Genomic DNA, 25,109 nt, shown 5'->3' on the forward strand with positions numbered 1-25,109 from the left:
TCACGCAGGTGAGGGCGTTTCCAGAACGTCGTCGAAGAAGCTGCGCATGGCCGCCCAGGATTGGCGATCCGCGCTGGCGTCATAGCCAATGGCATCGCTACCGCGCGCATCACTCCCGGGATCCGTGAAGCCGTGGCGTACGCCGCTGTAGGCATGGAAGTGCCAGTCCGCGCCGCCGTGGTCCATTTCCTCCCAGAACGAGAGCACCTGGTCACGCGGCACCATCGGATCGGCATCGCCATGGCAGATGAGCAGGCGGGTTGCGATGCTGTCGTGATGAGCCGGACTGTCGGTCGAGAGCAGTCCGTGGAAACTCACACCGGCGCGCAAGGGTTGGCGATCGCGCGCCGCTTCGAGAACCGCCTGTCCGCCCATGCAATATCCCGCGGCCAGAAGCGGCAGATCCTCGGCTTCGGGCACGTCACGCAGCGCGGCAATGGCCGCGCCAATGCGCCCGCGGTACTGTTTCACGTTCGTGCGCAAAGCCTCAGCCAGCCCGCGGGAGGCTTCGAAATCGGCGACCGGCTCGCCATAGAAATCCGCGACCAGGACCAGAAAGCCCAGTTCTGCGTACATCGCCGCGCGGCGTTCGATGGCCGGGGTGATGTTCATGATCGTCGGAAACAGCACCAGGGCCGCGCGCGCAGCGCCGACCGGACGGGCAATCCATCCGGTCAGCTCTGTGCCCGCGTGGCGGTACGTGTAGGGGCTGAGGTCGCTCATTCGGGCAGGAAGTCCGGGACTGACAGGTAGCGCTCACCGGTGTCGTAGTTGAAGCCCAGGACGCGGCTGCCAGCGGGCAGGTCGGCCAGCTTGTGCTTGATCGCGGCGAGCGTCGCACCCGAGCTGATGCCCACCAGCATGCCTTCCTTGGTCGCGCATTCGCGGGCCATGGCCTTGGCCTCCGCGCCGTCGATCTTGATCGCGCCGTCGATGGCCTTGGTGTGCAAGTTGGAGGGAATGAAGCCTGCGCCGATACCCTGGATCGGGTGCGGGCCGGGCTGGCCGCCCGAGATCACGGGGGAGAGTTCGGGTTCCACCGCGTAGGCCTTCATGGCGGGCCAGGTTGCCTTCAGCGCCTCGGCGCAGCCGGTCAGGTGGCCGCCGGTGCCCACGCCCGTGATGAGCGCGTCGATCGGCGTATCGGCGAAGTCGGCGAGGATCTCCTGCGCGGTCGTGCGCGCGTGGATCGCCGGGTTCGCGGCGTTGTCGAACTGCTGCGGCATCCAGGCGCCGGGCGTCTCGGCAACGATGGCGCTGGCGCGCTCGATGGCGCCCTTCATGCCCTTTTCGCGCGGGGTGAGGTCAAAGCTGGCACCGTAGGCGAGCATGAGGCGGCGGCGTTCGATCGACATCGATTCGGGCATGACGAGGATGAGCTTGTAGCCCTTGACCGCGGCCACCATGGCAAGGCCGATCCCGGTGTTGCCCGAGGTCGGCTCGACGATGGTGCCGCCCGGCTTCAGGCTGCCCTCGGCCTCGGCGGCCTCGATCATGGCCAGCGCAATGCGGTCCTTGATCGAACCGCCCGGATTGGTGCGCTCCGACTTCACCCAGACCTCGTGGTCGGGAAACAGCCGCGCCAGGCGGATGTGCGGGGTCTTGCCGATTGTCTCGAGAACGCTGTTGGCCTTCATGGCTCCGGGTCCCTCTTAGTAGTGTTGTTCAAATGTCCGCGCGCGCCGGATCTCGGGAAACAGCACGGCCCAGACGGCAGTAACGAATATGGCCCCGGCGCCGCCGAAAACAACGGCTCCTGTTGCACCCAGCAGTGCCGCGGCCACGCCCGACTGCATTTCGCCCAGTTCGTTGGAGGCCGAAATGGCAAGGCCCGAGATCGCGGAGACACGCCCGCGCTTGTCGTCGGGGGTGCGCAACTGGACAAGGGAGCCGCGGATGAACACCGAGACCATGTCGGCTGCGCCTAGAAAAGCCAGGAAGACGAGCGAAAGCATGAAGTTGCGCGAAAGCCCGAAGGCCAGCGTGGCAGCGCCATAGGCGGCGACCGACCACAGCATTTTCGACCCGACTTCCTTCGAGAGTGGACGGAAGGAGAGGATCACGCCGACAACGGCGGCACCGGCCGCGGTGGCAGCGCGCATCTCGCCAAGGCCCTGCGGCCCGACATGGAGGATGTCGCGGGCAAAGACCGGGAGGAGTGCGGTCGCTCCGCCCAGAAGCACCGCGAAGAGGTCGAGCGAGATGCAGCCGAAGAGGAAGCGTTCCTTCCAGATGAAGTGGAAGCCGTCGATGATCTGGCGCACCGGATGGGCCTTGCGCGCGTCGGCGTGGAGCGGGGGCATGTTTCGGATCGAAAGGATCGCGATCGCGGCCACGACCTCGGCGACGGCCGAGACGGTATAGGGGAGGGGTCTGTCCCAGGCAAAGAGGTAGCCCGCCACGGCCGGGCCGAAGATGACGCCGATCTGCATGGCCATCGAATTGAGCGCGATGGCCTTGGGGATCATGGCCGCAGGCACGATGTTGGGCGCAATCGCTCCCATGGCAGGGCGCACGAAGACGCGCACGGTGCCGTGGAGGACGCCAAAGGCGTAGAGCACGGGCAGGTTGCGCAATTCCATCGCGGTGGTGACCGCAAGGCCGATGGCAACGAGGCAGTCGAGGAAGGCGGCCGATCCGGCGAGCTTGCGGCGGTCCATGCGGTCGGCAAGGACGCCGGCGACCGGTGTCAGCAGGAAGATCGGAATGAACTGGGCCAGCCCCAGCAGGCCCAGCTGGAAGGAGGCTTGCGCAATCGACATCCCGTAGTCGGCGCGCGCCACGTCATAGAGCTGGTAGCCGATGATGACGACCATGCCGGTCGAGGCGAGCACCGCACAGAAGCGGGCCAGCCAGAACCGGCGGTAGTCTGCGATCTGCAGCGGAGATGTCGGCGCGGCGGAGGGGCTTTTCGTAGTCACGGGACGCTGCATGGCAGTGAGGCCGGGAATTGCCAAGCCATGCAGCGTTTTATCATCAATAGGTGATCTTTGCCGTGATGCGCACGTCACGCCCGGAAATGGGCATGAAATCGCTGGTGTAGGAGGCCGAACGGCGTCCGATGACGTCGAACAGGTTGTTGGCCGCCAGCATCAGCGTGACCGGACCCTCCTCGCCCATGGGGTGCCAATCGGCCCGCAGGTTGACGAGGGTGAAGTCGTCGGTCGCGTTCTCGTAAGTCCCGACGCGGTCCTGCTTGGCGTTCCATTCCACTTCGCCGCGAAGGTGCAGGTCGCCGAAGGTCAAGTCGCTGCCACCACGCAGGCGCAGCGGGGGAATGCGCGGGGCCGGGCCGATGTCGTCAAGCTTGGCATGGGTGTAGTCCGAGGTCGCATCGATGCTCCACTGGCCGCCGCTCCACTGCGCGGCCTGGAAGCTGGCCTGGGCCTCGAAGCCCTTGAACAGGGCGCCGGCCTCGGCGTACTGGTAGATCGGCTGCCCGTCTTCCTCACCGCCGGTCGCGACCGAGGCGATGTAGTTGTCGAAGTCGGTGATGTAGCCGGTCAGCGACAGCTCGAAGCGCGGGCTGGTGTAGCGAATGAACGCTTCGCCGCCATTGCTGCGCTCGGTGCCGAGCGTGCTGTCCCCCAGCTCGTAGGCTTGCGTGGCGACATGGATGCCATCGCTCAGCAATTCCTCGGGCGAGGGCGCGCGTTCGCCGTGGATGAAGTTCGCGCCCAGCGTCAGGCCCGTGCCCGACTTCCAGCTCACGCCCGCAGCGCCCGACCACAGGTGGTACTGCTTGTCGAAGTCCATCGAGCGGGAGGAGACGTGCGAGCTTTCGTAGCGGCCCGAACCATCGACGGTGAAGCCCGAGCCCAGCGCCAGCGACTGCAGCGTGAAGAGGCCAAAGCGCTCGATCTGGTAGTCGGGAACGACCGCTTCGGGGCCATTCACGTTCATCTTGCGCCAGAAGTACTGCGCACCGCTGCGTCCGCGCCAGCCACCACGGTCGGCCTGGACGAGGTCGGCACGGGTCTCGATGGCCTGGCTGTCGAAGATCGTGCCGGTCTCGGTGCCTTCGTATTCGGTGTGGGTGTAGTCGGAGTAGCCGCCACGCAGCTGGAGGCTCTGGAACAGGCCGCCCAGGATCAGCTCGCCGCGCAGGTCGAAGCGGTTCTGGACAAGGTCGATGGTGACCGGCTCTTCGCCGTGGTCGTGATGGTGACCTTCTTCCTCGTGATCGTCGTGATCGTCATGGCCATCCTCTTCGTGCCCGTGCGGGTCCTCAAAGGCGGGGCGGGCGGGGATGCCGTAGCGCGAATCGTAGCGCTGGTAGGAAATGCCCAGGCTGCCGCCTGCATCGATGAAGGCGAGGCCCGCGCCGATGGTGTAGGTGCGCGCGGCGGTGTTGGGCGCACGGCCCCGGCGGCCTGCATCGGCGAGAAGTTCATTCGCCTCGTCGGTCTCGCCTTCCTCGGCGAGGTGCTCGGCCGCCTGCTCCATTTCGTGACGCAGGGCCGGTGAATAGAGATTGCCGCCGATGCGCAGGTCATCGCTCTTGCGCCAAGAGCCGTCGACATGGGCCACGAAACGGTCGCCGAGTGGCATGTCGATCTTGCCGCTCAGCATGCGCTCGTCAGCGGCGGTGCCGTAGCTGCCCATGCCCGTCGCGGTGATGCGCTCGGGCACCTGGCGCGGAATGCGGGTGTCGATGGCGTTGACCGCGCCGCCGATAGCGTTGCCGCCGTAAAGCAGGACCGAGGGGCCGTGGAAGACGTCGATGTGATCGACGGTGAGCGCGTCGAACACGACCGCGTGGTCGACCGAGACGTTCGAAGCGTCGAGCGAGCCCAGGCCGTCGGTCATCACGCGGATGCGGTCCCCGCTGAAGCCGCGCAGGATCGGGCGCGAGGCGCCGGGCGCAAAGCTGGTCGAGGCGACACCCGGGAGGCCATCGAGAATGTCACCGATCTGCGCGCGGTCGGCCGCGACAAGTTCATCGCCGCCGATGCTCGCCGTCGCGGCGAGCAGGCCGAAATCCGTCGGGGGATGGCCGACAACGAGAATTTCCTTCGGGGTCTCCTCGTGGACCTTGCCGTGCGGCGCGGTGGCCCCAGTGTCGGCGCCTGCCTGCGCCGGATCGTCCGGGGTTTCGGCAAGGGCAACCTGGGGGAGGGCGCAGGCGAGGGCGAAAAGAGAGGCGGACATCGCGCGGGGCGCGAATGCGAATCGGAACGGGTGCGTGCTCATCCCGCTCCGCTACTTGTGATGTTATACTGTAACAAGTGTGAGTGGCGTCCAGAAACAATTTGTTACAATCACCATGTGTCCAAGCTTAAGCGTTTGAGAATGGGTGCGCTTCGTCGCCTTCTCAACGGCGCGGGCGCAGACGCGGGTTGGGCTGGAGTTCGTCCACGAGCTTCAGGAAGTCATCGATGCGGATGATCCGCTCAAACTGGAAACCGGCGCGCCCTTCGTGGGCCCAGATCTGGTGCGCCTCGATCCGTCCGATGACGGGCAGGCGCATGACCAGACGTTCCCCGCGCTCAAGACCCAGGTCACCCTGGGCCATGAACCCCTGTGCAGAGATGTTGACGATGTGCAGATGCACGTCACCCTGCTGGCGATGCTCGGCAATCACCTTGTAGTCGACCGGGTGGCGCGCTGCGCGCCGCTTGTCGGTTACAGTGAGCTGTGCTCCTGCACTCATGGCTGCCTGCCTTTGTTTGTGGGGACCAGTGACGCACTATTGGCTTCAAATGGCAAACAATGCGTTAAGACTGGCAGGCACCGCGGCGGAAATTTGCCGTTAGTCGCGTTAGATAGCCTTCAGGATGCCGTGCTTCTTCTTGCCCACGCTGAGCTTGATCGACGTTCCGGCGGGCACCTCGATGAGGAAGCCGGGATCATCCATCACCGCATCGTCAAGGCGCACCGCACCTTCGGCGACCTTGCGCTTGGCCTCGCCGTTGGAGCCTGTGAAGCCGAGCGCGGTGCAGGCCGCGTTGAGGCGGATGCCATCCGAGCCAACGTCCAGGGTCGGCAGATCTTCGCCCAGGCCACCGCCTGCAAAGGTCTGAGCGGCCGTCGCCTCGGCCGCCTTGGCTGCATCTTGGCCGCGGCACAGCTTGGTCGCTTCGTTGGCGAGGATCACCTTGGCATCGTTGATCGCGCCGCCCTCGAGTGCTTCGAGGCGAGCGATCTCGTCCAGCGGAAGGTCGGTGAACAGGCGCAGGAACTTGCCCACGTCGCGGTCATCGCAATTGCGCCAGAACTGCCAGTAATCGTAGGCGGGGAGCATGTCTTCGTTGAGCCACACGGCGCCCGAGACCGACTTGCCCATCTTGGTGCCGTCGGCCTTGGTGATGAGCGGGGTGGTCAGGCCAAACACCTCGGTGCCGTCCATCCGGCGCGAGAGCTCGACGCCGTTGACGATGTTGCCCCACTGGTCCGAACCGCCCATCTGCAGGCGCACGCCCATCCCTTGCGAGAGGTGACGGAAATCGTAGCCCTGCAGGATCATGTAGTTGAATTCGAGGAAGGTCATCGGCTGCTCGCGCTCGAGGCGCAGCTTGACCGAATCGAAGCTCAGCATGCGGTTGACGGTGAAGTGGGTGCCGACCTTCTGCAGCATCTCGATGTACCCGAGCTGGCCGAGCCAGTCGTGGTTGTTGACCATCACCGCGTCGGTCGGCCCATCACCGAAGGTCAGGAAGCGCTCGAAGGCGGTGCGGATCGAGGCGATGTTGCTCTCGATCTTGTCGTCCGAGAGCATCTTGCGCACTTCGTCCTTGCCGGTCGGATCGCCGATGCGGGTGGTGCCGCCGCCCATCAGGACGATCGGCTTGTGCCCGGCCTGCTGCAGGCGGCGCAGCAGCATGATCGATACGAGGTTGCCGACGTGGAGCGAGGAGGCGGTAGCATCGAAGCCCACATAACCCGGTACGACCTCTTTGGCGGCGAGGGCATCGAGGCTCCCGGCGTCGGTCATCTGGTGGATGTAGCCGCGCTCGTCGAGCAGGCGAAGAAGGTCCGATTTGTACTGGGTCATAGTGGAAGTGCGCTTAGCCACAGCTTGCGCGCGAGGCAAGAGTGTGGCGGGCGGACGCCAACGCTTCCATGCCGTCTCGACCTCGCCTCCAGCCCGGTCTAGGACGGCTCGTGCAACAAGGAGCGCCAAACCCATGCGACCGCAGACATTTACGCTGGCCTGTCATCCCGCCACGCCCGCGCACAGGGTCGAAGCCGTGACCGGACGCTTGACGCCGGAAGCCGACTGGGTGCGGCTGCGCTGGCGTATCGATGGTGCGCAGGACCTTGTTGTCCCACCCTTCGCGGGCAAGGGGCGGGCGGACAACCTCTGGCAGAGGACCTGCTTTGAACTCTTCGTCGCCGATCCGGATGGGGAAGCTTACGCGGAGTTCAATCTTTCGCCCTCCGAGCGCTGGGCGGCCTATGACTTCACCGCGCGCCGTGAAGGTATGACCGAGCGTCCGGCGCCGCGCGAGCCGGTGTGCACGATGCGCGTGGGCGAGACGATGGCGATCTTCGATGCGGCCATTCCCCGCGCCGCACTGCCGGCGATGCCCTGGCGTTGCGGCATCAGTGCCGTGATCGAGGAGGAGGGTGGCCACAAGAGCTACTGGGCGCTGACCCACGCCGGTGAAGCGCCTGATTTCCATGATCCGGCTTGCTTCACGCTGGCAGTTGCGGCACCGCAAGCGGCATGAAATTCGGTATCGATCGTCTCCTTGCAGACCCTGAACTGCGCGAACCCCTCGAGGGCAAGCGCGTGGCCCTCGTTGCGCATCCCGCCTCGCTCACGGCCGATCTTGTCCATTCGCTCGACGCGCTGATCGCGGCCGGCATCAACGTGACCTCGGCCTTCGGGCCCCAGCACGGCCTGAAGGGCGACAAGCAGGACAACATGGTGGAGAGCGCGGACGAGCGCGATCCCGTGTACGGCATCCCTGTCTTCAGCCTCTACGGCGAGGTGCGACGCCCCAGCGCGGCGATGATGGATACGGCCGATGTCTTCCTGTTCGATCTCCAGGACCTGGGCTGCCGCATCTACACCTTCTGCACGACGCTCCTGTACCTGCTGGAAGCGGCCGCGGCGCAGGGCAAGTCGGTCTGGGTCCTCGACCGGCCCAACCCCGCGGGTCGCCCGGTCGAGGGGACGAAGCTGATCCCGGGGCAGGAGAGCTTCGTGGGCGCAGGTCCCATGCCCATGCGCCACGGCCTGACGCTGGGTGAGATGGGCTTCTGGTTCAAGCGCCACTATCGTCTCGATGTCGACTACAAGGTTGTCGCGATGGAGGATTGGCGCCCCTCGCACGGGCCGGGCTACGGCTGGCCCGAGGATCGCATCTGGATCAACCCCAGCCCCAATGCCGCCAGCGTCAACATGGCGCGCGCCTATGCGGGCACGGTGATGATCGAGGGCGCGACGGTTTCGGAAGGGCGCGGCACCACGCGCCCGCTCGAGGTGCTGTTCGGCGCGCCCGATCTCGATGCCAAGGCGATCCTGGCCGAGATGGAGCGTGTCGCGCCGCACTGGCTTGAAGGCTGCGCTCTTCGCGAATGCTGGTTCGAGCCGACCTTCCACAAGCACCAGGGCACCTTGTGCAGCGCGCTCATGGTCCACGCGGAAGGCGCGTTCTATGATCACGGCGCGTTCAAGCCGTGGCGGCTTCAGGCGCTGGCCTTCAAGGCCATCCGCAATCTCTATCCGGACTATCCGCTCTGGCGCGATTTTCCCTACGAGTACGAATTCGACCGGCTCGCGATCGACGTCATCAATGGCGGTCCGGCGCTGCGCGAGTGGGTCGATGATCCGGCCGCGGTGCCGGGCGATCTCGACGCGCTGGCCTCGGCGGACGAGCAGGCCTGGCACGCCGAGGTGGCCGACCTGCTGCTCTACCGGGACTATGCCCTAGCGTGACTGGGCGCGATCGGCCCAGCCCGCTAGGGCTGGGCGATCAGGCAGCGGCGGGCGCAGCTACCTCGTTCAGGACACTCGGGTTACCGAGCATGTACGAGGTCATCGAAAGCGCGCCGTCGATGCTGTCGTTGAACACGCCGACTTCGTCCTCGGGCAGCCTTGCACCGACCGCATAGAGCAGCGGCAGGTAATGCTCACCCGAGTTGATCGCGTTCGCCGCGGCCTGGTCGTCGCGGGCGAACTGCGTCAGCGCGGCGTGGTCGTTCGCGATCACGGCGGCGTTGATGCGGTCCTGGAAGGCGGTCGCCCAGTCGGGCTTCGTACCGTGGGTGGCGTGGTAGAGGCGCAGGTTGTGGACGACATTGCCACTGCCCACGATCATCACGCCGTCGCGGCGCAGGGGGGCCAGACGGCGTGCGAGTTCCAGGTGCTGTTCGGGCGAGAGCGAATGGTTCACGCTCATCGCAAGGACGGGAATGTCGGCCGCGGGGAAGAGCGGGCGCAGGACGCCCCAGACGCCATGGTCGAAGCCCCAGCTGGCGTCGCCGCGCACGGGGATGTCGCCCGCCAGTTCAAGTACTTTGTCATGCAGCTCGGCCGCAAGTGGCGCGGGATACTGCATATCGTAAAGTTCCTGAGGAAATCCACGGAAGTCATGGATTGTACGGGGAAATTCACCTTCAGAAATGCGCGTTGTTCCCTGGCTCTCCCAGTGCGCCGTGATCGTCAGGATGGCCTTGGGACGTTCGAGCAGGGGACCCAGCGCTTCAAGAAAGCGACGTTCCGGGTTGTCGGTGATCATGGTCATGGGCGAACCGTGACCGATGAAGAAGGCAGGCTGTGCGTGTGTCATGCCTGCAAGATGGTCCCAGTCGCGCTTGCGATCAATCCAGCGCTCTTGCATACCCCCTATGAGCTTTTGCGCAGGCTCATTTCTTGCGGGTGAGGGTGCGCATGGCCTCGTCGAGCCCGCCCAGCGTCAGCGGGAACATCGCGCCGCTCACCAGTTCGCGCAGCATCTGGGTGGAGGGGGTGTAGCCCCATTGGCGCTCGGGCACCGGGTTGAGCCAGACGGTGGCTGGATAGGTCTGGACAACCCGGCGCATCCAGGTCGAGCCGGGCTCCTCGTTCATGTGCTCGACCGAGCCACCCGGATAGCTGACCTCGTAAGGGCTCATCGCGGCATCGCCCACGAAGATCACCTTGTAGTCGTGCCCGTACTTATGGAGGATATCCCAGGTCGGAATGCGCTGCGACCAGCGCCGGCGGTTGTCCTTCCACACGCCTTCGTAGAGGCAGTTGTGGAAGTAGAAGAACTCCATGTTCTTGAATTCGCTGGTGGCGGCGCTGAAGAGGTCCTCCATCATCTCGATGAAGGGATCCATCGACCCGCCGACGTCGAGGAAGAGCAGAACCTTGACCGCGTTGTGGCGTTCCGGGCGCATGCGGATATCCAGCCAGCCCTGCCTGGCCGTGCCCCGGATCGTGGCGTCGAGATCAAGCTCCTCGGCCGCGCCTTCGCGGGCAAAGCGGCGCAGGCGGCGCAGCGCCACCTTCATCGTGCGCGTGCCCAGTTCCTTGGTGCTGTCGAGGTTGGCGAACTCGCGCTTTTCCCAGACCTTGATCGCGCGCTTGTGCTGGCTGGTGCCGCCGATCCGCACGCCTTCGGGATTGTAGCCCGAGTGCCCGAAGGGCGAGGTTCCGCCGGTCCCGATCCACTTGCTGCCGCCCTGGTGGCGCTCCTTCTGCTCCTCCAGGCGCTTCTTGAGCGTCTCCATGATCTCGTCCCAGTCGCCCAGCGATTGGACGCGCTCCATTTCCTCGGGGCTGAAATACCGCTCCGCAAGGCGCTTGAGCCACTCCTCCGGAATGTCGACCGGCTGTTGGCCGTAATCTGTAAAGATGCCCTTGAAGACCTTCTGGAAGACCTGGTCGAAGCGATCGATAAGCCCTTCATCCTTCACGAAAGTCGCACGGCTCAGATAGTAGAACGCCTCAGGCGTCTGCTCGATGACCTCGCGCTCGAGCGCTTCGAGGAGGACGAGATGTTCCTTGAGGGACGCGGAAATTCCGGCCGCGCGCAGCTCGTCGATGAAGTTCAGGAACACGAAGCAAGGCTCCCCTTTGCCGGAGGGACCGTGCGCGGGCGGGGGCGATGCACCGCCGCGACGAGGACGAAGGAAATATACATGAGGAGATACCACGCGCCGAGTTTGGATGGGTGGACCAGTGCCCAGCCATCGCGCTGATCGGGATAGATCCAGGCGCGTGAGAAGGTTGCAAGATTCTCGGCAAACCAGATGAACAGCGCCACCAGCAACCAGCCCAGAAGAAGCGGCATCCATCGCTCGGTGCGCCAGGGGCGAAACCATATGCGGGTCCGGGCGAAGAGCAGAGCAAGCGCTGCGAATAGCGCAAGGCGCAGGTCGGGTAGCCAGTGGTGCGCGAAGAAATTGATGTAGATGGCCACGGCCAGCGCGGCGCTGAGTGCGCGGGAGGGGTAGGCGGTGAAGCGAAAGTCGAAGATGCGCCAGACCCGCGCGATATAGCTCCCCACAGCCGCATACATGAAACCCGAAAAGAGCGGGACACCGGCTATGCGCAGAACGCTGGGCTCGGGGTAGACCCATGAGCCGGCGGCTGTCTTGAACAGTTCCATTACTGTCCCGACAACGTGGAAGGCGAGGATGACCTTGGCCTCGTCCCAGGTTTCCAGACGCAGCACGAGAAGGGCGATCTGAATAGCCAGCGCCGACAGGGTCAGGAAATCGTAACGAGCCAAGCCCGCGTCTGCAGGATAGAACAGGTGTGTAGCCAGAAGGAGCGCCAGGAGCAGCCCGCCGAACAGGCAGGCCCACGCCTGCTTGAAGCCAAACAGCAGGAATTCGTACGCCCAGGCCAAGGGACCAGGCGGTGCGAAGGCTTCCAGTCGCGTGCGGAGTGCTGCGAAACGGGTATGGGAAGAGGGCGCGTCCATCCGTTCAGGCGAATTTTGCCGCCGGCCCTGGAGGCTGGGCGGACCAGTGCTCGACCTTGGGATCGAAATAGGCCCAGTCAGGTGCCTCGCTCGTCCAGATGATGGCGTTGACCTTGAGGTTCTGGGCGTCGTCCAGTGCGCCAAGGCGCACCACCTGTGCGCCTTCTCGGCTCGGATTGCGGCCAAAGAGCTGGCTTCCGCAGGTGGGGCAGAAACCGTGCTCGACCGTGTTGCCGCTCGCCGCCGTGTATCCACGCCAGGTGACGGTGCCGTCGACTGTCATACCTTCCGTCCGAAAGAGGCCGTTGCAGGTGGCGTTGCCTGCCGCGGCCTTCTGGCACTGGCGGCACCAGCACTGGCGCACCCAAAGCGGTTCACTGGCAATCGTCAGCGTCACCGCGCCGCAGTTGCACGAGCCATGATAGGGCGCGCTCATTCGCCGCGCCGCGCCATGAAGGCGAGCCTTTCGAAAAGCATCACGTCCTGCTCGTTCTTGAGAAGTGCACCGTGCAGGGGCGGGATGGCCTTGCCCTTGTCCTGCGACTGCAGGACGTCCAGAGGCATGTCCTCGTTCATCAGGAGCTTGAGCCAGTCGAGCAATTCACTGGTCGAGGGCTTCTTCTTGAGGCCGGGAACCTCGCGCAGTTCATAGAAGATCTCCATCGCCCGGCGCACGAGGATCTTCTGGATGTCGGGGAAGTGCACGTCGATGATGGCTTCCATCGTCTCGCGCTCGGGAAACTTGATGTAGTGGAAGAAGCAGCGGCGCAGGAAGGCGTCGGGCAGGTCCTTCTCGTTGTTCGAGGTGATGACGACGATCGGGCGCTCCCGCGCGGCCACGTGCTCACCCGTCTCGTAGACATCGAAGGCCATGCGGTCGAGTTCGGCCAGAAGGTCGTTGGGGAACTCGATGTCGGCCTTGTCGATCTCGTCGATGAGGAGGACCGGCAGGCGCTCGCTGGTGAAAGCCTCCCACAGCTTGCCCTTGCGGATGTAGTTGGCGATGTCGTGGACCCGTTCGTCACCCAGTTGTCCATCGCGCAGCCGTGCCACGGCGTCATACTCATAGAGGCCCTGATGGGCCTTGGTCGTGGATTTCACGTTCCACGTGATGAGCGGGGCATCGAGCGCTGCCGCGATCTGTTCGGCCAGAACCGTCTTGCCGGTGCCCGGCTCTCCTTTCACCAGAAGGGGCCGGCGCAGGAGCACCGCGGCATTGACCGCGACCTTGAGGTCATCCGTCGCGACGTAATTGCTCGTACCTTCAAAACGCTGCATCGGCTGCCCTCAATTCCCTTGCCTTGATTTCGTGCGGACAGTTTGTGCGTTGCACAAGGGCTTGGCAAGAGGGGGAGCCGAGAGCGGCGCGCGTGCAACCCGAGGCGCTTCGAGGTATTGTGAACAAAAGAAAAGCAGGCTTTGCAAGAGGCCGCACAACGAATGAGGAACACGCGTGGCCCATCGCCCCAATAGCCGCAGCCGCAATATCGCCCTCCTGATCGATGGCGATAACGCATCGCCGTCGACGCTGGAGAGTGCGCTCACGATCCTGGGTGACCTTGGAACCGTGAACATCCGGCGCATCTACGGCAACTGGAGCAAGCCCGGGCTCAAGGGCTGGTCCGAACTCGTCCATCGCTATGCACTCGAACCCCAGCAGCAATTCGATGTGACCAAGGGCAAGAACGCCACGGACATGAAGATGACCATCGACGCGATGGACCTGCTCTATGGGGGGCATGTCGACGGGTTCGGGCTCATGACCAGCGACAGCGATTTCATGCCGCTTGCCATTCGCATCCGGCAGAACGGCACGCCGGTCTATGGCTTTGGGACGGACCGCACGCCCGAGGCGTTCCGCGAGGCCTGCACGCGCTTCATCGACCTTGGCGCCTTGAATGCAGAGCAGGATGCCAAGGCTTCGGATCCCGAACTTGCCGTCGCCAAGCCGCAGGTCGAAGATGCTCTGGTCGAATTGCTCGGCGATGCGTGGAAGGCCAGCAAGCGCGACGATGAAGGCTTTGCGAGCCTGTCCGAAGTCGGCCAGCGGGCGGCCAACAGGTCCAGCTTCGACGCGCGCAGTTACGGCTTCTCACGCCTGTCTGAACTGGTGCAGAGCCTGCCGCAGTTCGCCATCGAACAGCGCGCGAACGGGGTCTTCGTCAAGCGCATGCGCTGACGCTCACGATCAGGACTTCTTTCCGGGATCATCCCTGGGCTTTCGCAGCGCCTTGCGGAAAGCCCAGAAGGCGGCAAGGAGAGCGGTGGCTCCCGTCAGCACGGCAGTAAGGACCTTGAACACCTCGGGCAGGTCGCGAAAGGTATCCATCGTCGCTTGCCATGCGGTCCGTTCGATGCGGACCTGCTCGATGTGCATTGTCGGTAGGAGCGCATAGCGCGTCCCGTCCGCCGTCACACCCATCACGACGGTGCGCAAGGCAAGCTCCTGGGCACCATGCCGCAAGGGCGTAACCGCCCATTCCCAGGTCGTTGCAGACCTGTCGCTGACGGTTTGCTCGGCCGGGTTCATCGGCTCTATGCGAAACCCATCGCCCGTGAGTTCGGCGCGCATGATCCTCCCGACGATGGGGGTGTACGTCTCGATGGTACCGGGCTGGCCTGCGAGTTCTTCCTGCGGCGTGCGTGGGCGGAGGGCCATGTTCTCTTCGAGCTCGTCAGCCCGTGTTTCTGCAGGAAACCCGATCGACAGGCGGATGTTCACCGTCTCGTCCCGCATCAGTTCCTCGGGCACGTTGAAGGCGGCGGTGCCTTGCCGTGCCTGCTCCATGGCGCTGGTGAGGTCGGCGCAGTCTTCCAGCCTCATGCGCCGCCCCGCCACGTCGCAAAAAGCCGTCTCGCCCGGATCGGCAGGAACCATCAAGGCTTCCTCGGGGACGTCACTCGCCATGGAACTGCTCGTGGCCCCATCCGTCGCGGTTTGATTGCACGCGGACAGGGCGAGGGCCAGAGCAAGGCTCAGAATGTGTCGTGCAAACGCCATGAACACCTCCGACGCAACGGGGGCCAGATGGCAAGGATAGCACGTCACCAGGCAGGTCGCACCCACTCGGCGGCGGCCTAACAATCGTTTTCATGTTTCGTGGGCGGAGCCACGAAGATCCGTCAAAGGGAGAAATGCAACTGGAAGGAAACTTCCGAGGGCCATCGCCCTCGGGCTCCCAATACTGTCGAGCTCATCTTGCGCACGCTCCCTTTTGCGCGAGAGGCAAATTTGCAGACGAGGCGGGCAAGGCGCGAGTGCCCTTTAAATTCTACTGTTTTCTGCCGTCGAAGCGCAAAAATCAGGCGTCGATCAGGTCGCGGTCGACGTCGCCTGCGCGGTTCTGGATGAACTGGAAGCGGTGCTCGGGATTGCGGCCCATGAGGCGGTCCACAAGGTCCTTGACCACGGCGCGGTCCTCGTACTCGGCGGGCAGGGTGATGCGCACCAGCGAGCGGCTGGCCGGCGCCATGGTCGTCTCGCGAAGCTGCTGCGGGTTCATCTCGCCAAGGCCCTTGAAACGACCAACCTCGACCTTCTTGCCCTTGAAGACAGTGGCTTCGAGTTCGGCGCGGTGCTCATCATCGCGCGCGTAGGCCGACTTCGAACCATGGGTCAGGCGGTAGAGCGGCGGCTGGGCCAAGTAGAGGTGCCCGCGCCGCACGATCTCGGGCATTTCCTGGAAGAAGAACGTCATCAGGAGGGTGGCGATGTGCGCGCCGTCCACGTCTGCGTCGGTCATGATGATGATGCGGTCGTAGCGCAGGTTGTCCGCATTGCAGTCCTTGCGCACGCCGCAGCCCATGGCGAGCATGAGATCGGCAATTTCCTGATTGGCGCGGATCTTGTCGGCGCTCGCAGATGCCACGTTGAGGATCTTGCCGCGGATCGGCAGGATGGCCTGCGTCTTGCGGTCACGCGCCTGCTTGGCCGAACCGCCGGCGCTGTCACCTTCGACGATGAAGAGCTCGGTATCGCCTTCGCCTTCGCCCGAACAGTCGGTCAGCTTGCCGGGCAAGCGCACCTTCTTGGCGTTGGTCGCGGTCTTGCGCTTGACCTCGCGCTCGGCCTTGCGGCGCAGGCGTTCTTCCACGCGCTCCAGGATGGCTCCGAGCAGCGCCTTGCCACGGTCGAGGTTGTGCGAGAGGAACAGGTCGAAGTGGTCGCGTACGGCGTTTTCGACCAGGCGGCTCGCCTCGGTGCTGGTGAGGCGGTCCTTGGTCTGGCTCTGGAACTGGGGATCGCGAATGAAGACCGAGAGCATGATCTCCGACCCGGTCACCACGTCGTCGGGCGTGATGTCCTTGGCCTTCTTCTTTTCGCCGATCAGTTCGGCAAAGGCGCGGATTCCCTTGGTGAGCGCGGCGCGCAGACCCTGTTCGTGGGTGCCTCCATCGGGTGTGGGAATGGTGTTGCAGTACCAGGAATAGGCGCCGTCCGAATAGAGCGGCCAGGCAATTGCCCATTCCACGCGGCCCTGTTCCTGCCCCGCATCGTTCTCCGGGAAGTCCTGCGAACCGGAAAAGAACTCGGCGGTGACGCACGAACGCCCCTTGATCTGTTCGGCCAGGTGATCGGCAAGACCGCCCGGGAACTGGAAGGTGGCTTCGGCGGGCACGTCTTCCGAGGCAAGTGCGGGCGCGCACTTCCAGCGGATTTCGACGCCGGCGAAGAGGTAGGCCTTGGACCGCACCAGCTTGAACAGGCGCGCAGGCTTGAACTTCAACTCGCCGAAGATCTCGGTGTCGGGGGTGAAGGTGACGGCGGTGCCGCGCCGGTTGGGCGCCGCGCCGATCTTCTGGATGGGCCCAAGCGTCTGGCCCTTGGCAAACTCCTGTGCGTAGAGTTCCTTGTTGCGCGCGACCTCGACCCGGGTCTTGATCGACAGAGCGTTGACGACCGAGATGCCGACGCCATGCAGGCCGCCCGACGTGGCGTAGGCCTTGCCCGAGAACTTACCGCCCGAGTGCAGCGTCGAGAGGATCACCTCCAGCGCGGACTTGCCGGGATATTTGGGATGTTCATCGACCGGGATACCGCGGCCGTTGTCGGTGATGGTGATCCGTCCTGCGGTGCCGGGTTCCTCGTCGAGAGTGACCTCGATGCGGTTGGCGTGGCCAGCGACCGCTTCGTCCATCGCGTTGTCGAGGACTTCGGCCGCGAGGTGATGCAAGGCACGTTCGTCGGTACCGCCGATGTACATGCCGGGGCGCCGGCGGACCGGCTCAAGCCCCTCCAGGACCTCGATCGCCGAGCCATCGTAGGTTTCACCGCTGCCCGCGCCGGGCATGTTCTCGAACAGGTTATCGGACATGCCCGGTGTATAGGGCCCGTTTTGTTCCGCAATCAAGCGGCCATCGCCGCTTTTTCCGCCATTGTGGCGCAAGTCGGCGAAACCGGCGGGTTTACTTGTCGAAGCGGGTCGGGGCGGGGCTTACAACACGGACCGAACCCGAGCTGACCTCGCGCACTTCCAGAGCGCGCTCGACGACACCGCCCTTGCCGAAGCGGAACGGCCCGTCGAGGCCGAGGAATCCGTCGGCCGAAACGAGGCTGGTGGTCGGGAACTTCGAACCCTGCTTCCAGTCGCGCGCTACGCGCAGCGTCAGGAGCACCGCATCGTAGCCCAGCGTCGCGATGCGATAGGGCTGTGCGCCGAAGCGGCTCTTGTAGCTGGAGGCAAACTGCGAGAAGCGCTGGTCGGAAACGGTCGCGAACCAGGCGCCCTGCAGCGCGGGGGTGGTGGCAAGGCGCTTTTCCCCGCCCCACAGCTCGGTGCCCAGAACACGGACCGAACCGGTGTCGTCGCCCGCCTTGAAGGTCGTGGCGGCCTGGGCCGAAAGGCTTCCGCTGTCGGCGATGAGGAGGGCGCCATAGCCCTTCTTGGCCTGGATACGCTCGGCCGCGGCCCGGATCGAGGTGGGCGAGCGTTCGTAGGATTCCATGGCGATGACGGCGCCGCCGTTGGCGCGCACCGCCGACATGAGAGCCGAGCTGGTGCGCTCGCCATAGTCGCCGCGCGGGATCAGTGCGGCGAAAGCCGAGATGCCCTTGGAGTGGGCGTACTCAACGGTGCGGGTGACCGACTGGCCGGGCAGGTTGCCCATGACGAAGACATTGTCCGAGGCCATCTTTTCATCGTTCGAGAACGAGATGAGCGGCACGCCTGCCGGTCGCGCCACATTGTTGACCGAGACAATATTGTCCGAAAGAAGCGGCCCCAGGATCAGCTGGTTGCCATCGGACAGGGCGCGGCGCGTGGCGCCCGAGGGGTCGCTCGCGGTGTCGTAGGTCGTGATGCGCAGGTTCGAGGCATTGGTGTCGAGGAGGGCCATGGTAGCCGCGTTCGCGATCGACTGGCCGACCTCGGCGTTTGTCCCGCTCGTGGGGACCAGCAGAGCCACGCGGTGGTGCGCGGTATCGGTCGGAATCGTGCTCTGGGTAGGCTCGGGTTCGGGCGGAAGGTCGGGCGCCGTGGTCTTGGGAACGACGCTGCAGCCAGCGACCAGCGTCATCGCCGCTGCGGCAAGCAGGTTGCGCCGATTGGTGAAACTTTTCAGGCGCATGTCGAACATTGCTTGCCGCTCCCGTAGTGCTTGGGCATGAGTCCCGCGATGGAACATTCTTTAGATCCCGGCCTCTATATAGTGGCAACCCCGATTGGCAACCTTGGCGATATCACGATGCGTGCTGTCGACGTGCTGCGGGGCGTGGAGGCGGTTGCGTGCGAGGATACGCGCGTGACGGGCAAGTTGATGCACCACCTGGGCTTCAAGACCCGGCTCATCCGCTACGACGATCACGCGGGTGAGGGCGACCGCGAACGGTTGCTCGCGCTGATGGCCGAGCACCCCGTGGCGCTTGTCAGCGATGCAGGAACCCCGCTCATTTCCGATCCCGGCTATCGTCTCGTTCGCGAGGCGCGTGAGCGCGGCATCGCGGTAACGAGCCTTCCGGGGCCGAGTGCGGCGGTGGTCGGAATGACGCTGTCCGGCCTGCCGAACGACCGCTTTCTGTTCGCAGGATTCCTGCCCAACAAGGCCAAGGCGCGCGAGGATGTGCTGGCCGAGCTGGGCGCGGTCCGCGCGACGCTCATCTTCTATGAAACGGCACCGCGCCTTGATGCGGCGCTGACGGCGATTGCGACACACCTGCCCGGACGCGAAGTTTCGGTCGCGCGCGAATTGACCAAGAAGTTCGAGGAATGCCGGACCGGTCGGCCAGAAGACATCGCCGCGCACTATGCGGCCCATCCTCCCAAGGGTGAGATCGTGCTGATGATCGCACCGCCTTCCGACGCGCCGGACGAGGCGCTCGACGTCGATGCGCTGCTACGCTCCGAGCTTGAGGTGTCGAAGGCCTCGCAGGCCGCCGCCAAGGTGGCCAAGGCGACCGGACTGGATCGCAAGACGCTCTACGCGCGGGCCCTGGAACTGCGGTGAGCGCCCGCCGCGAGCAGGCGGAGCGCGATGGACGGCGCGGCGAAGCCTGGGCGGCCTGGTATCTGCGTCTGAAGGGATGGCGCGTGATCGCCCGCCGGGTGAAGACCCGGCGTGGGGAAATCGACCTGGTGGTGCGGCGCGGGCGGACCTTGTGCTTCGTCGAGGTCAAGTGGCGCCGGAACAGAGCCGATCTCGATCATGCGATTGACGCCTGGCGGCTGCGCCGGGTGGCCGATGCGGTGACCCTGGTGGCAAGTCGATACGAAAAGCCCGGCGACAGCGTGCGGATCGATGTCCTGTTGCTGTCGCCGGGATGCTGGCCGCGCGTGATCGAGAATGCCTGGATGCCGGGATCCTGAAGGCAGCGGTCACGCGGGCTGGCGGGGGGCTCGTGTCAGAAGTGGGGCTTGGGCTCTTCGTGATGCTCGCCCTTTTCGCCTTCGTGATGACCTTCCTCGTGGTGGTCGCCCTTGTCGGCTTCCTCGTGGTGGCCCTCGTCCTTGTGGCCTTCTTCATGATGGTCGGGCTCGGCGGCCACGGCGAGAGGCGCAAGGCCCGAAACCGCGAAAAGGCTGGCGAGAAGGGTCAGGGTGGTCTTGTTCATGTGCTCCGAAACTCCCAAGAAGTCTGTTGCTTCGCAGCGATAACTACTCGCGTTGCCCCATGATTCGCTTTAAGCGGCCTCCCGGTAGGAACCCTCAGGACTCGATACTATGACCTTGCGCATTGCCGTACAGATGGACCCGATCGAAAGCGTCAACATCGCGGGCGATTCCTCGTTCGCACTGATGTTGAGCGCGCAGGCGCGCGGGCACGAGTTGTTCCACTATGACGTGCGTACGCTCGCTTACGATACCAATGAGGGCGCGGCCGGAAAGCTCACCTGCTGGGGGGCGCCGATCACTGTGCAGCGTGTGGAGGGAGCCCACTATGTGCGCGGCGAATACCGCCTGATCGACCTCGTCAAGGACATCGACGTGGTGCTGATGCGCCAGGACCCGCCCTTTGACCTGGGCTACATCACCGCCACGCACCTGCTCGAACGGCTCGAGGGCCAGACCCTCGTCGTCAATGATCCGGCTTCGGTGCGCAACGCGCCGGAAAAGGTCTTCGTACTCGACTATGCGCGCTTCATGCCGCCGACCTTCATCGCGCGCCGGATCGAGGACGTGAAGCGCTTCCAGGCGCAGATGGTCGACAAGGGTCTTCCTGGCGATCTCGTCGTCAAACCGCTGCACGGTAATGGTGGCAAGGCGATCTTCCGCGTGCCCGAAGACGGCAGCAACCTTGGCGCGCTGGTCGAGATGTTCCAGAACGCCTGGGTCGAGCCGTTCATGGTCCAGCCTTTCCTTCCCGGCGTCGCCGAGGGCGACAAGCGCATCGTGCTGGTTGATGGTGAGGTTGCGGGCGCGATCAACCGCAAGCCGGGCGAGGGCGAGTTCCGCTCCAACCTGGCTGTCGGCGGTTCGGCGGAAGCCTGCACGCTCAGCGCGACCGAGGAAGAGATCTGCGCGGCGATGGGGCCGGAACTCAAGGCGCGCGGCCTCGTTTTCGTGGGCATCGACGTGATCGGGGGCAAGTGGCTCACCGAGATCAATGTGACATCGCCTACGGGCATCGTGGCCATCGACAAGTTCAACGGCACCGACACCGGCGCCCGGATCTGGGATGCCATCGAAGCCCGCCACGCGGCGATGTAAACCCGCTTCGTGAACCCGCTTCTCGGGGGAGGGGCAGGACGGAGACCGCTTCGTGAGCGACCTCATCTACGACGTCATCCGTGAGGGTGGCTATTTCGGCGTCTTCGTGTTGATGGCGCTGGAGAATATCTTCCCGCCTATCCCTTCCGAGCTGATCATGGGGCTTGGCGGCCTTGCCGTTGCGCGCGAGGACATGAGCTTCCTGCCCCTGCTCTGCTGGGCGACGGCAGGGGCAACCTTGGGCAACTACGTCCTCTTTCTGGGGGCGCACCGCATGGGCTATGAGCGGCTTCACCCGTTCATCGACCGCTGGGGCCGCTGGTTGACGCTGGACTGGAACGATATCGAGCGCTCGAGCCGGTTTCTCAAGCGGCATGGGCACTGGGTCGTGCTCGGACTGCGGCTCCTGCCCATGTTCCGCACCGTCGTCTCGATCCCGGCGGGCCTTGCGCACATGGGTCACGTCCGCTTCCTGGCCTTTACCGCCATTGGTACCGGAGCCTGGAACGTGGTCCTCATCATCGGGGGGGGCTGGCTTGGCCGCACGCTCCAGCACGCCGAAGACTGGCTGAGCGGGAGCGCGCTCGCGCTCATCGCAGTGGCGCTGGTGTGGTACGTCTGGCGGATCGTTACCTGGCGGCGAGGGCGCTCCTAGCTCTCGTTCTCACGCGGGTGGGCGTTGCGGTAAACGTCCAGCAAGGTGGCGGCATCGACCTGTGTGTAGATCTGCGTCGAGCCAAGCGAGGCGTGGCCCAGCAATTCCTGCAGCGAGCGCAGGTCCGCGCCTGCACCCAGCAGATGCGTGGCAAAGCTGTGGCGCAGGGCGTGGGGCGTGGCCGTCTGCGGTAGACCCAGGACCGTGCGCGCACGCGCCATCGCCTTTTGCACCATGCCCTGCGAAAGCGCTCCGCCCTTCGCGCCGCGAAACAGCGCGGTATCGGCTGAAATCGGCCAGGGACATCTGGCAAGATAGTCCTCGATGGCCGCGCGCACGATGGGAAGGATGGGTACGACGCGCTCCTTGTTGCCCTTGCCGAGCACGACAAGGCGGTCGCCGAGCGGCATCACGGAACCTGTCAGCGACAGCGCTTCGGAGATGCGCAGGCCCGAGCCATAGAGCAGGACGAGAACCGCGCGGTCGCGCGCGCCGATCCAGTCGTCCGAAGCCAGTTCATCGGCCATGGCGGCAAGGCTCACCGCCTCGTCGGGCGTGACCGGGCGGGGGATGCCTTTCTTCACGCGCGGGCCGCGTACCCGGGGCGGGGCGGCCATGGCGTCACCTGCCTGCTGACGCGCGAAAGTCAGGAAAGCCTTGAGCGCGGAAAGTTCGCGCGCGGCCGAGGCGTTGCCGATGCCCCCGGCGCGGCGCGCGGCAAGATGACGGCGCAGGTCCTCGCTGGTGCACCGGGCAAGCTCGGCCCAGGTCACGCCTGCGGTAATGTCCTTGCCCAGAAAATCGAGGAGCCGCGCAGCAGTCGCGAGATAGGCGCGGGTCGTGTGGGGGCTGCGGCGACGGGCCTGGACGAGGTGGTTTCCCCAGGCCTCAAGCACATCGGCGCGGGTCACACCGCCACCAGGTCTTCGGGAACGATCTCGGCGAGGAGCCCGTCGAGGAGTGGCATGCCCGCCTCTGTCACGCCCATCCGGCTGCCGTCCTGCCACACGAGCCCCTGCCGTTCGTAGAACGTGGCCTTGTCGGCATGGCACAAGGCGCTGGCCGGAAGGCCGAAACGCTGGGCGAGATGGGCAAGGTCGATCCCTTCGCGCAGGCGCAGGCCCATCAACATGGCTTCGGAGGCCTGTTCGGGCACCGCAAGTGCGCGCTCCTCGACGATGCCATGGTCGGAGCTAGCAAAGGCGTTGAGCCAGTTTTCCGGCTTGCGGTGGCGGACCGTCGCGGCGTTCGCGCGCCGGCCGTGCGCGCCGGGGCCGATCCCGCAATAATCCTCATACCGCCAATAGGTGAGGTTGTGGCGACTTTCCTCGCCCGGGCGGGCGTGGTTGCTGATCTCGTAAGCGGGAAGGCCTGCCGCTGCCGTACGCTCCCGCGTAAGGGCGAACATGTCGGCGCAGGCGTCTTCGTCCAGCGGCGTGAAATCGCCCTTGCGGACCATCGTCTCGAACTTCGTGCCCGGCTCGATGGTGAGCTGGTAGAGCGAGAGGTGCCCGGTGCCAAAGCCAAGCGCACGTGCCAACTCAGCGTCCCACTGCTCTAGGGACTGGCCGGGGCGCGCGTAGATCAGGTCGAAGCTCACCCGGGCAAACTGGGCCTGCGCGACTTCGAGCGCCTTCAAGCCCTCCGAGACATCGTGGAGGCGCCCCAGGAAGCGCAACGTTTCGTTGTCGAGCGCCTGGAGGCCGAGCGACACACGGTTGATCCCGCAACTGGCAAGCGCGGCGTAGTTCGCCGCCTCGATCGAGGAGGGGTTGCCCTCCAGCGTGATCTCGATGTCCGGGGCAAAGCCCCAGAGATCCTGCGCCTCGCGCAGCAGCCGCTCGACAAGGGCAGGGGGCATCAGCGAGGGCGTGCCGCCGCCAAAGAATATGGAATGAAGCGGCTCGCGACCGGCAAGGGCATGTTCGTGGCGCATGTCGGCCAGCATCGCGGCTTCCATCGCGTCATTGTCCACGCGGTCGCGGACATGGCTGTTGAAGTCGCAATAAGGGCACTTTGCGAGGCAGAACGGCCAGTGGATGTAGAGTGCGCGCGCCATGATCGGCCCAGCTTAGCTGCCGAACTGCTCCGCGACCAGCTTGGCAAAGGCATCGGCGCGGTGGCTCATCGCCTGCTTGTCGGCCGGTTCCATCTCGGCGAAGGTCACGGTCTTGCCCTCGGGCACGAACACCGGGTCATAGCCGAAGCCGACACGGCCGCGCGGAGGCCAGGAGAAGGTGCCATTGACGCGGCCTTCGTAGACCACTTCCTCGCCATCGGGCCAGGCAATCGCGAGCGTGCAGGAGAACCAGCAGGAGCGGTCGGCATCGGGGCCCTTTTCGGCGAGCAGGCCCTCGACCTTACCCATCGCCATGAACCAGTCGCGCCCCGGTTCGCCTTCAAACCACTGCCGCTCGGCCCAGTCCGCGGTGTAGACGCCGGGACGTCCATCGAGCGCGGTGACCGAGAGGCCGCTGTCATCCGAAAGTGCCGGAAGCTGCGCGGCCTTGGCCGCCGCGTGCGCCTTGATGAGCGCGTTCTCGGCAAAGGTCGTGCCGGTCTCTTCCGGCTCGGGCAGGCCAAGCTGGCCCGCCGAGACGCATTCAAGGCCATAGGGCGCGAGGAGGGCGCCGATTTCCTTCAGCTTGCCCGCATTGTGCGTGGCAATGACGAGCTTTCCGCCCTGGAGCTTGCGGGTCATGGGATCCCTCCTCGTGCCTCTAGTTTACTTGCCGACGGCCTTGGCCTGTGCGGCGAAGATCTGGTCGCAGCCGATCTTGGCGAGGCGCAGCAGGCGCAGGAGGCCTTCCTCGTCATACGTCGCGCCTTCGGCGGTGGCCTGGACTTCGGCGATCTTGCCACCTTCGATCAGGACGAAGTTGGCATCGGCATCGGCCGAGCTGTCCTCGATGTAGTCCAGATCCAGCACCGGGGTGCCCTCGCAGATGCCGCAGGAAATAGCGGCGACACGGCCCTCGATGGGATCTTCCTTGATCTTGCCTTCGGCCATCAGCTTGTCGACGGCAAGGCGCAGCGCCACCCAGGCACCCGAGATCGAGGCGGTGCGGGTGCCGCCGTCGGCCTGGAGCACGTCGCAGTCGAGCACAATCTGACGCTCACCCAGCTTCTTCATGTCGACGACGGCGCGCAAGGAGCGGCCGATCAGGCGCTGGATTTCCTGCGTGCGGCCCGACTGCTTGCCCTTGGCGGCTTCGCGGCTGCCACGGGTGTGCGTGGCGCGCGGCAGCATCGAATATTCGCCCGTGACCCAGCCTTCACCCTTGCCGCGCAGGAACGGCGGGACCTTTTCCTCGACCGAAGCGGTGACCAGCACGCGGGTGTCGCCGAAGGAAATCAGCACGGAGCCCTCGGCGTGCTTGGTGAAACCGGTCTGGATGTCGATGGTGCGCATCTCGTCGGATGCACGGCCGGAAGGACGCATGGATT

Annotated in this window: 26 protein-coding genes; 7 read left to right on the plus strand and 19 right to left on the minus strand. The window is 65.1% G+C overall.

The window, feature by feature from the left end; all coding sequences use genetic code 11:
• The 6 genes from HT578_RS01405 to tyrS all read right to left on the minus strand — a co-directional run bounded on the left by HT578_RS01405 (position 1) and on the right by tyrS (position 6,994).
• Positions 1-723: a dienelactone hydrolase family protein gene (locus HT578_RS01405; protein WP_213501700.1), complete on the minus strand. Its 723-nt coding sequence runs from the start codon at positions 721-723 to the stop codon at positions 1-3.
• Entirely contained in the window at positions 720-1,637 is a 918-nt protein-coding gene (gene cysK / locus HT578_RS01410; protein ID WP_213501703.1) for a cysteine synthase A, read from the minus strand. The genes HT578_RS01405 and cysK overlap by 4 nt, the downstream gene beginning before the upstream one ends.
• Before the next feature lie 15 nt (positions 1,638-1,652).
• The gene (locus HT578_RS01415) at positions 1,653-2,933 is read right to left on the minus strand and encodes an MFS transporter (protein ID WP_213501705.1); all 1,281 of its coding nucleotides are present in this window, start codon (positions 2,931-2,933) and stop codon (positions 1,653-1,655) included.
• A gap of 43 nt (positions 2,934-2,976) precedes the next feature.
• Complete coding sequence (locus tag HT578_RS01420) at positions 2,977-5,193, minus strand: TonB-dependent receptor (RefSeq protein WP_213501707.1); 2,217 nt, start codon at positions 5,191-5,193, stop codon at positions 2,977-2,979.
• 121 nt (positions 5,194-5,314) lie between these two features.
• Complete coding sequence (locus tag HT578_RS01425; protein WP_039393781.1) at positions 5,315-5,653, minus strand: PilZ domain-containing protein; 339 nt, start codon at positions 5,651-5,653, stop codon at positions 5,315-5,317.
• Positions 5,654-5,761: 108 nt separating this feature from the next.
• The gene (tyrS, locus tag HT578_RS01430) at positions 5,762-6,994 is read right to left on the minus strand and encodes a tyrosine--tRNA ligase (protein WP_213501709.1); all 1,233 of its coding nucleotides are present in this window, start codon (positions 6,992-6,994) and stop codon (positions 5,762-5,764) included.
• A gap of 133 nt (positions 6,995-7,127) precedes the next feature.
• Between tyrS and HT578_RS01435 the strand changes: the two genes are divergently transcribed.
• Together HT578_RS01435 and HT578_RS01440 are read left to right on the plus strand one after the other, a co-directional pair.
• Positions 7,128-7,673 carry a DOMON-like domain-containing protein gene (locus HT578_RS01435; RefSeq protein WP_213501711.1) on the plus strand — a complete coding sequence of 182 codons (546 nt, stop codon included), beginning with the start codon at positions 7,128-7,130 and terminating at the stop codon, positions 7,671-7,673.
• Positions 7,670-8,887 carry an exo-beta-N-acetylmuramidase NamZ family protein gene (locus tag HT578_RS01440; protein WP_213501713.1) on the plus strand — a complete coding sequence of 406 codons (1,218 nt, stop codon included), beginning with the start codon at positions 7,670-7,672 and terminating at the stop codon, positions 8,885-8,887. Before HT578_RS01435 ends, HT578_RS01440 begins: the two co-directional genes overlap by 4 nt.
• Before the next feature lie 37 nt (positions 8,888-8,924).
• On the opposite strand, the gene ygiD is transcribed toward HT578_RS01440, so the two are convergent.
• From ygiD to HT578_RS01465, 5 genes are read right to left on the minus strand one after another with little or no spacing between them, the layout of a single operon-like run.
• Complete coding sequence (ygiD, locus tag HT578_RS01445; RefSeq protein ID WP_213501715.1) at positions 8,925-9,791, minus strand: 4,5-DOPA-extradiol-dioxygenase; 867 nt, start codon at positions 9,789-9,791, stop codon at positions 8,925-8,927.
• Between the two features lie 25 nt (positions 9,792-9,816).
• Complete coding sequence (locus HT578_RS01450) at positions 9,817-10,995, minus strand: vWA domain-containing protein (RefSeq protein WP_213501717.1); 1,179 nt, start codon at positions 10,993-10,995, stop codon at positions 9,817-9,819.
• Positions 10,986-11,864: a DUF817 domain-containing protein gene (locus tag HT578_RS01455; RefSeq protein ID WP_213501719.1), complete on the minus strand. Its 879-nt coding sequence runs from the start codon at positions 11,862-11,864 to the stop codon at positions 10,986-10,988. Before HT578_RS01455 ends, HT578_RS01450 begins: the two co-directional genes overlap by 10 nt.
• A gap of 4 nt (positions 11,865-11,868) precedes the next feature.
• The gene (locus HT578_RS01460; protein ID WP_213501721.1) at positions 11,869-12,300 is read right to left on the minus strand and encodes a GFA family protein; all 432 of its coding nucleotides are present in this window, start codon (positions 12,298-12,300) and stop codon (positions 11,869-11,871) included.
• Complete coding sequence (locus HT578_RS01465) at positions 12,297-13,142, minus strand: AAA family ATPase (RefSeq protein WP_039393771.1); 846 nt, start codon at positions 13,140-13,142, stop codon at positions 12,297-12,299. The genes HT578_RS01460 and HT578_RS01465 overlap by 4 nt, the downstream gene beginning before the upstream one ends.
• 175 nt (positions 13,143-13,317) lie before the next feature.
• Between HT578_RS01465 and HT578_RS01470 the strand changes: the two genes are divergently transcribed.
• Complete coding sequence (locus tag HT578_RS01470; protein WP_039393770.1) at positions 13,318-14,043, plus strand: NYN domain-containing protein; 726 nt, start codon at positions 13,318-13,320, stop codon at positions 14,041-14,043.
• 9 nt (positions 14,044-14,052) lie between these two features.
• Here HT578_RS01470 and HT578_RS01475 read toward each other — a convergent pair whose 3' ends face one another.
• The 3 genes from HT578_RS01475 to HT578_RS01485 form a co-directional block, all read right to left on the minus strand.
• Positions 14,053-14,772, minus strand: a complete 720-nt coding sequence (locus tag HT578_RS01475; protein ID WP_213501723.1) for a hypothetical protein — start codon at positions 14,770-14,772, stop codon at positions 14,053-14,055.
• 394 nt (positions 14,773-15,166) lie between these two features.
• Positions 15,167-17,179 (minus strand): DNA topoisomerase IV subunit B, encoded by a 2,013-nt coding sequence (gene parE, locus HT578_RS01480; RefSeq protein WP_213501725.1) that lies wholly within the window; start codon positions 17,177-17,179, stop codon positions 15,167-15,169.
• A gap of 91 nt (positions 17,180-17,270) precedes the next feature.
• On the minus strand, positions 17,271-18,440 hold the full coding sequence (locus HT578_RS01485; protein WP_213501727.1) for a penicillin-binding protein activator: 1,170 nt from the start codon (positions 18,438-18,440) through the stop codon (positions 17,271-17,273).
• Between the two features lie 39 nt (positions 18,441-18,479).
• On the opposite strand from HT578_RS01485, the gene rsmI reads away from it, so the two are divergent.
• Positions 18,480-19,307 (plus strand): 16S rRNA (cytidine(1402)-2'-O)-methyltransferase, encoded by an 828-nt coding sequence (rsmI, locus tag HT578_RS01490; RefSeq protein ID WP_213501729.1) that lies wholly within the window; start codon positions 18,480-18,482, stop codon positions 19,305-19,307.
• Positions 19,304-19,666: a YraN family protein gene (locus HT578_RS01495; RefSeq protein ID WP_213501731.1), complete on the plus strand. Its 363-nt coding sequence runs from the start codon at positions 19,304-19,306 to the stop codon at positions 19,664-19,666. The genes rsmI and HT578_RS01495 overlap by 4 nt, the downstream gene beginning before the upstream one ends.
• A 35-nt stretch (positions 19,667-19,701) precedes the next feature.
• On the opposite strand, the gene HT578_RS01500 is transcribed toward HT578_RS01495, so the two are convergent.
• Positions 19,702-19,911: a hypothetical protein gene (locus tag HT578_RS01500; RefSeq protein WP_039393759.1), complete on the minus strand. Its 210-nt coding sequence runs from the start codon at positions 19,909-19,911 to the stop codon at positions 19,702-19,704.
• A gap of 109 nt (positions 19,912-20,020) precedes the next feature.
• Between HT578_RS01500 and gshB the strand changes: the two genes are divergently transcribed.
• Together gshB and HT578_RS01510 are read left to right on the plus strand one after the other, a co-directional pair.
• A complete protein-coding gene (gene gshB, locus HT578_RS01505; RefSeq protein ID WP_213501732.1) occupies positions 20,021-21,007 on the plus strand; it encodes a glutathione synthase in 987 nt (328 codons plus the stop codon).
• 52 nt (positions 21,008-21,059) lie between these two features.
• Positions 21,060-21,662: a DedA family protein gene (locus HT578_RS01510; RefSeq protein ID WP_213501734.1), complete on the plus strand. Its 603-nt coding sequence runs from the start codon at positions 21,060-21,062 to the stop codon at positions 21,660-21,662.
• Here the strand turns inward: HT578_RS01510 and HT578_RS01515 are convergent.
• The 4 genes from HT578_RS01515 to rph are packed head-to-tail and all read right to left on the minus strand — an operon-like array spanning position 21,659 to position 25,104.
• On the minus strand, positions 21,659-22,573 hold the full coding sequence (locus HT578_RS01515) for a tyrosine recombinase XerC (RefSeq protein WP_213501736.1): 915 nt from the start codon (positions 22,571-22,573) through the stop codon (positions 21,659-21,661). The genes HT578_RS01510 and HT578_RS01515 overlap by 4 nt on opposite strands.
• Positions 22,570-23,721 carry a radical SAM family heme chaperone HemW gene (hemW, locus tag HT578_RS01520; RefSeq protein ID WP_213501738.1) on the minus strand — a complete coding sequence of 384 codons (1,152 nt, stop codon included), beginning with the start codon at positions 23,719-23,721 and terminating at the stop codon, positions 22,570-22,572. Before hemW ends, HT578_RS01515 begins: the two co-directional genes overlap by 4 nt.
• 12 nt (positions 23,722-23,733) lie before the next feature.
• Positions 23,734-24,363 carry an RdgB/HAM1 family non-canonical purine NTP pyrophosphatase gene (gene rdgB / locus HT578_RS01525; protein ID WP_213501740.1) on the minus strand — a complete coding sequence of 210 codons (630 nt, stop codon included), beginning with the start codon at positions 24,361-24,363 and terminating at the stop codon, positions 23,734-23,736.
• 24 nt (positions 24,364-24,387) lie between these two features.
• Positions 24,388-25,104, minus strand: a complete 717-nt coding sequence (gene rph, locus HT578_RS01530; protein WP_039393750.1) for a ribonuclease PH — start codon at positions 25,102-25,104, stop codon at positions 24,388-24,390.
• Positions 25,105-25,109 lie beyond the last annotated feature (5 nt).

Source organism: Novosphingobium decolorationis (genome assembly GCF_018417475.1).
Classification (GTDB): domain Bacteria; phylum Pseudomonadota; class Alphaproteobacteria; order Sphingomonadales; family Sphingomonadaceae; genus Novosphingobium; species Novosphingobium decolorationis.

Excerpts from the sequence above, each read along its gene's own strand:
- HT578_RS01405 (WP_213501700.1), bottom strand. The coding sequence starts at position 723 with ATGAGCGACCTCAGCCCCTACACGTACCGCCACGCGGGCACAGAGCTG.
- cysK (WP_213501703.1), bottom strand. The coding sequence starts at position 1,637 with ATGAAGGCCAACAGCGTTCTCGAGACAATCGGCAAGACCCCGCACATC.
- HT578_RS01415 (WP_213501705.1), bottom strand. The coding sequence starts at position 2,933 with ATGCAGCGTCCCGTGACTACGAAAAGCCCCTCCGCCGCGCCGACATCT.
- HT578_RS01420 (WP_213501707.1), bottom strand. The coding sequence starts at position 5,193 with ATGAGCACGCACCCGTTCCGATTCGCATTCGCGCCCCGCGCGATGTCC.
- HT578_RS01425 (WP_039393781.1), bottom strand. The coding sequence starts at position 5,653 with ATGAGTGCAGGAGCACAGCTCACTGTAACCGACAAGCGGCGCGCAGCG.
- tyrS (WP_213501709.1), bottom strand. The coding sequence starts at position 6,994 with ATGACCCAGTACAAATCGGACCTTCTTCGCCTGCTCGACGAGCGCGGC.
- HT578_RS01435 (WP_213501711.1), top strand. The coding sequence starts at position 7,128 with ATGCGACCGCAGACATTTACGCTGGCCTGTCATCCCGCCACGCCCGCG.
- HT578_RS01440 (WP_213501713.1), top strand. The coding sequence starts at position 7,670 with ATGAAATTCGGTATCGATCGTCTCCTTGCAGACCCTGAACTGCGCGAA.
- ygiD (WP_213501715.1), bottom strand. The coding sequence starts at position 9,791 with ATGCAAGAGCGCTGGATTGATCGCAAGCGCGACTGGGACCATCTTGCA.
- HT578_RS01455 (WP_213501719.1), bottom strand. The coding sequence starts at position 11,864 with ATGGACGCGCCCTCTTCCCATACCCGTTTCGCAGCACTCCGCACGCGA.
- HT578_RS01460 (WP_213501721.1), bottom strand. The coding sequence starts at position 12,300 with ATGAGCGCGCCCTATCATGGCTCGTGCAACTGCGGCGCGGTGACGCTG.
- HT578_RS01465 (WP_039393771.1), bottom strand. The coding sequence starts at position 13,142 with ATGCAGCGTTTTGAAGGTACGAGCAATTACGTCGCGACGGATGACCTC.
- HT578_RS01475 (WP_213501723.1), bottom strand. The coding sequence starts at position 14,772 with ATGGCGAGTGACGTCCCCGAGGAAGCCTTGATGGTTCCTGCCGATCCG.
- parE (WP_213501725.1), bottom strand. The coding sequence starts at position 17,179 with ATGTCCGATAACCTGTTCGAGAACATGCCCGGCGCGGGCAGCGGTGAA.
- HT578_RS01485 (WP_213501727.1), bottom strand. The coding sequence starts at position 18,440 with ATGTTCGACATGCGCCTGAAAAGTTTCACCAATCGGCGCAACCTGCTT.
- rsmI (WP_213501729.1), top strand. The coding sequence starts at position 18,480 with ATGGAACATTCTTTAGATCCCGGCCTCTATATAGTGGCAACCCCGATT.
- HT578_RS01500 (WP_039393759.1), bottom strand. The coding sequence starts at position 19,911 with ATGAACAAGACCACCCTGACCCTTCTCGCCAGCCTTTTCGCGGTTTCG.
- gshB (WP_213501732.1), top strand. The coding sequence starts at position 20,021 with ATGACCTTGCGCATTGCCGTACAGATGGACCCGATCGAAAGCGTCAAC.
- hemW (WP_213501738.1), bottom strand. The coding sequence starts at position 23,721 with ATGGCGCGCGCACTCTACATCCACTGGCCGTTCTGCCTCGCAAAGTGC.
- rdgB (WP_213501740.1), bottom strand. The coding sequence starts at position 24,363 with ATGACCCGCAAGCTCCAGGGCGGAAAGCTCGTCATTGCCACGCACAAT.
- rph (WP_039393750.1), bottom strand. The coding sequence starts at position 25,104 with ATGCGTCCTTCCGGCCGTGCATCCGACGAGATGCGCACCATCGACATC.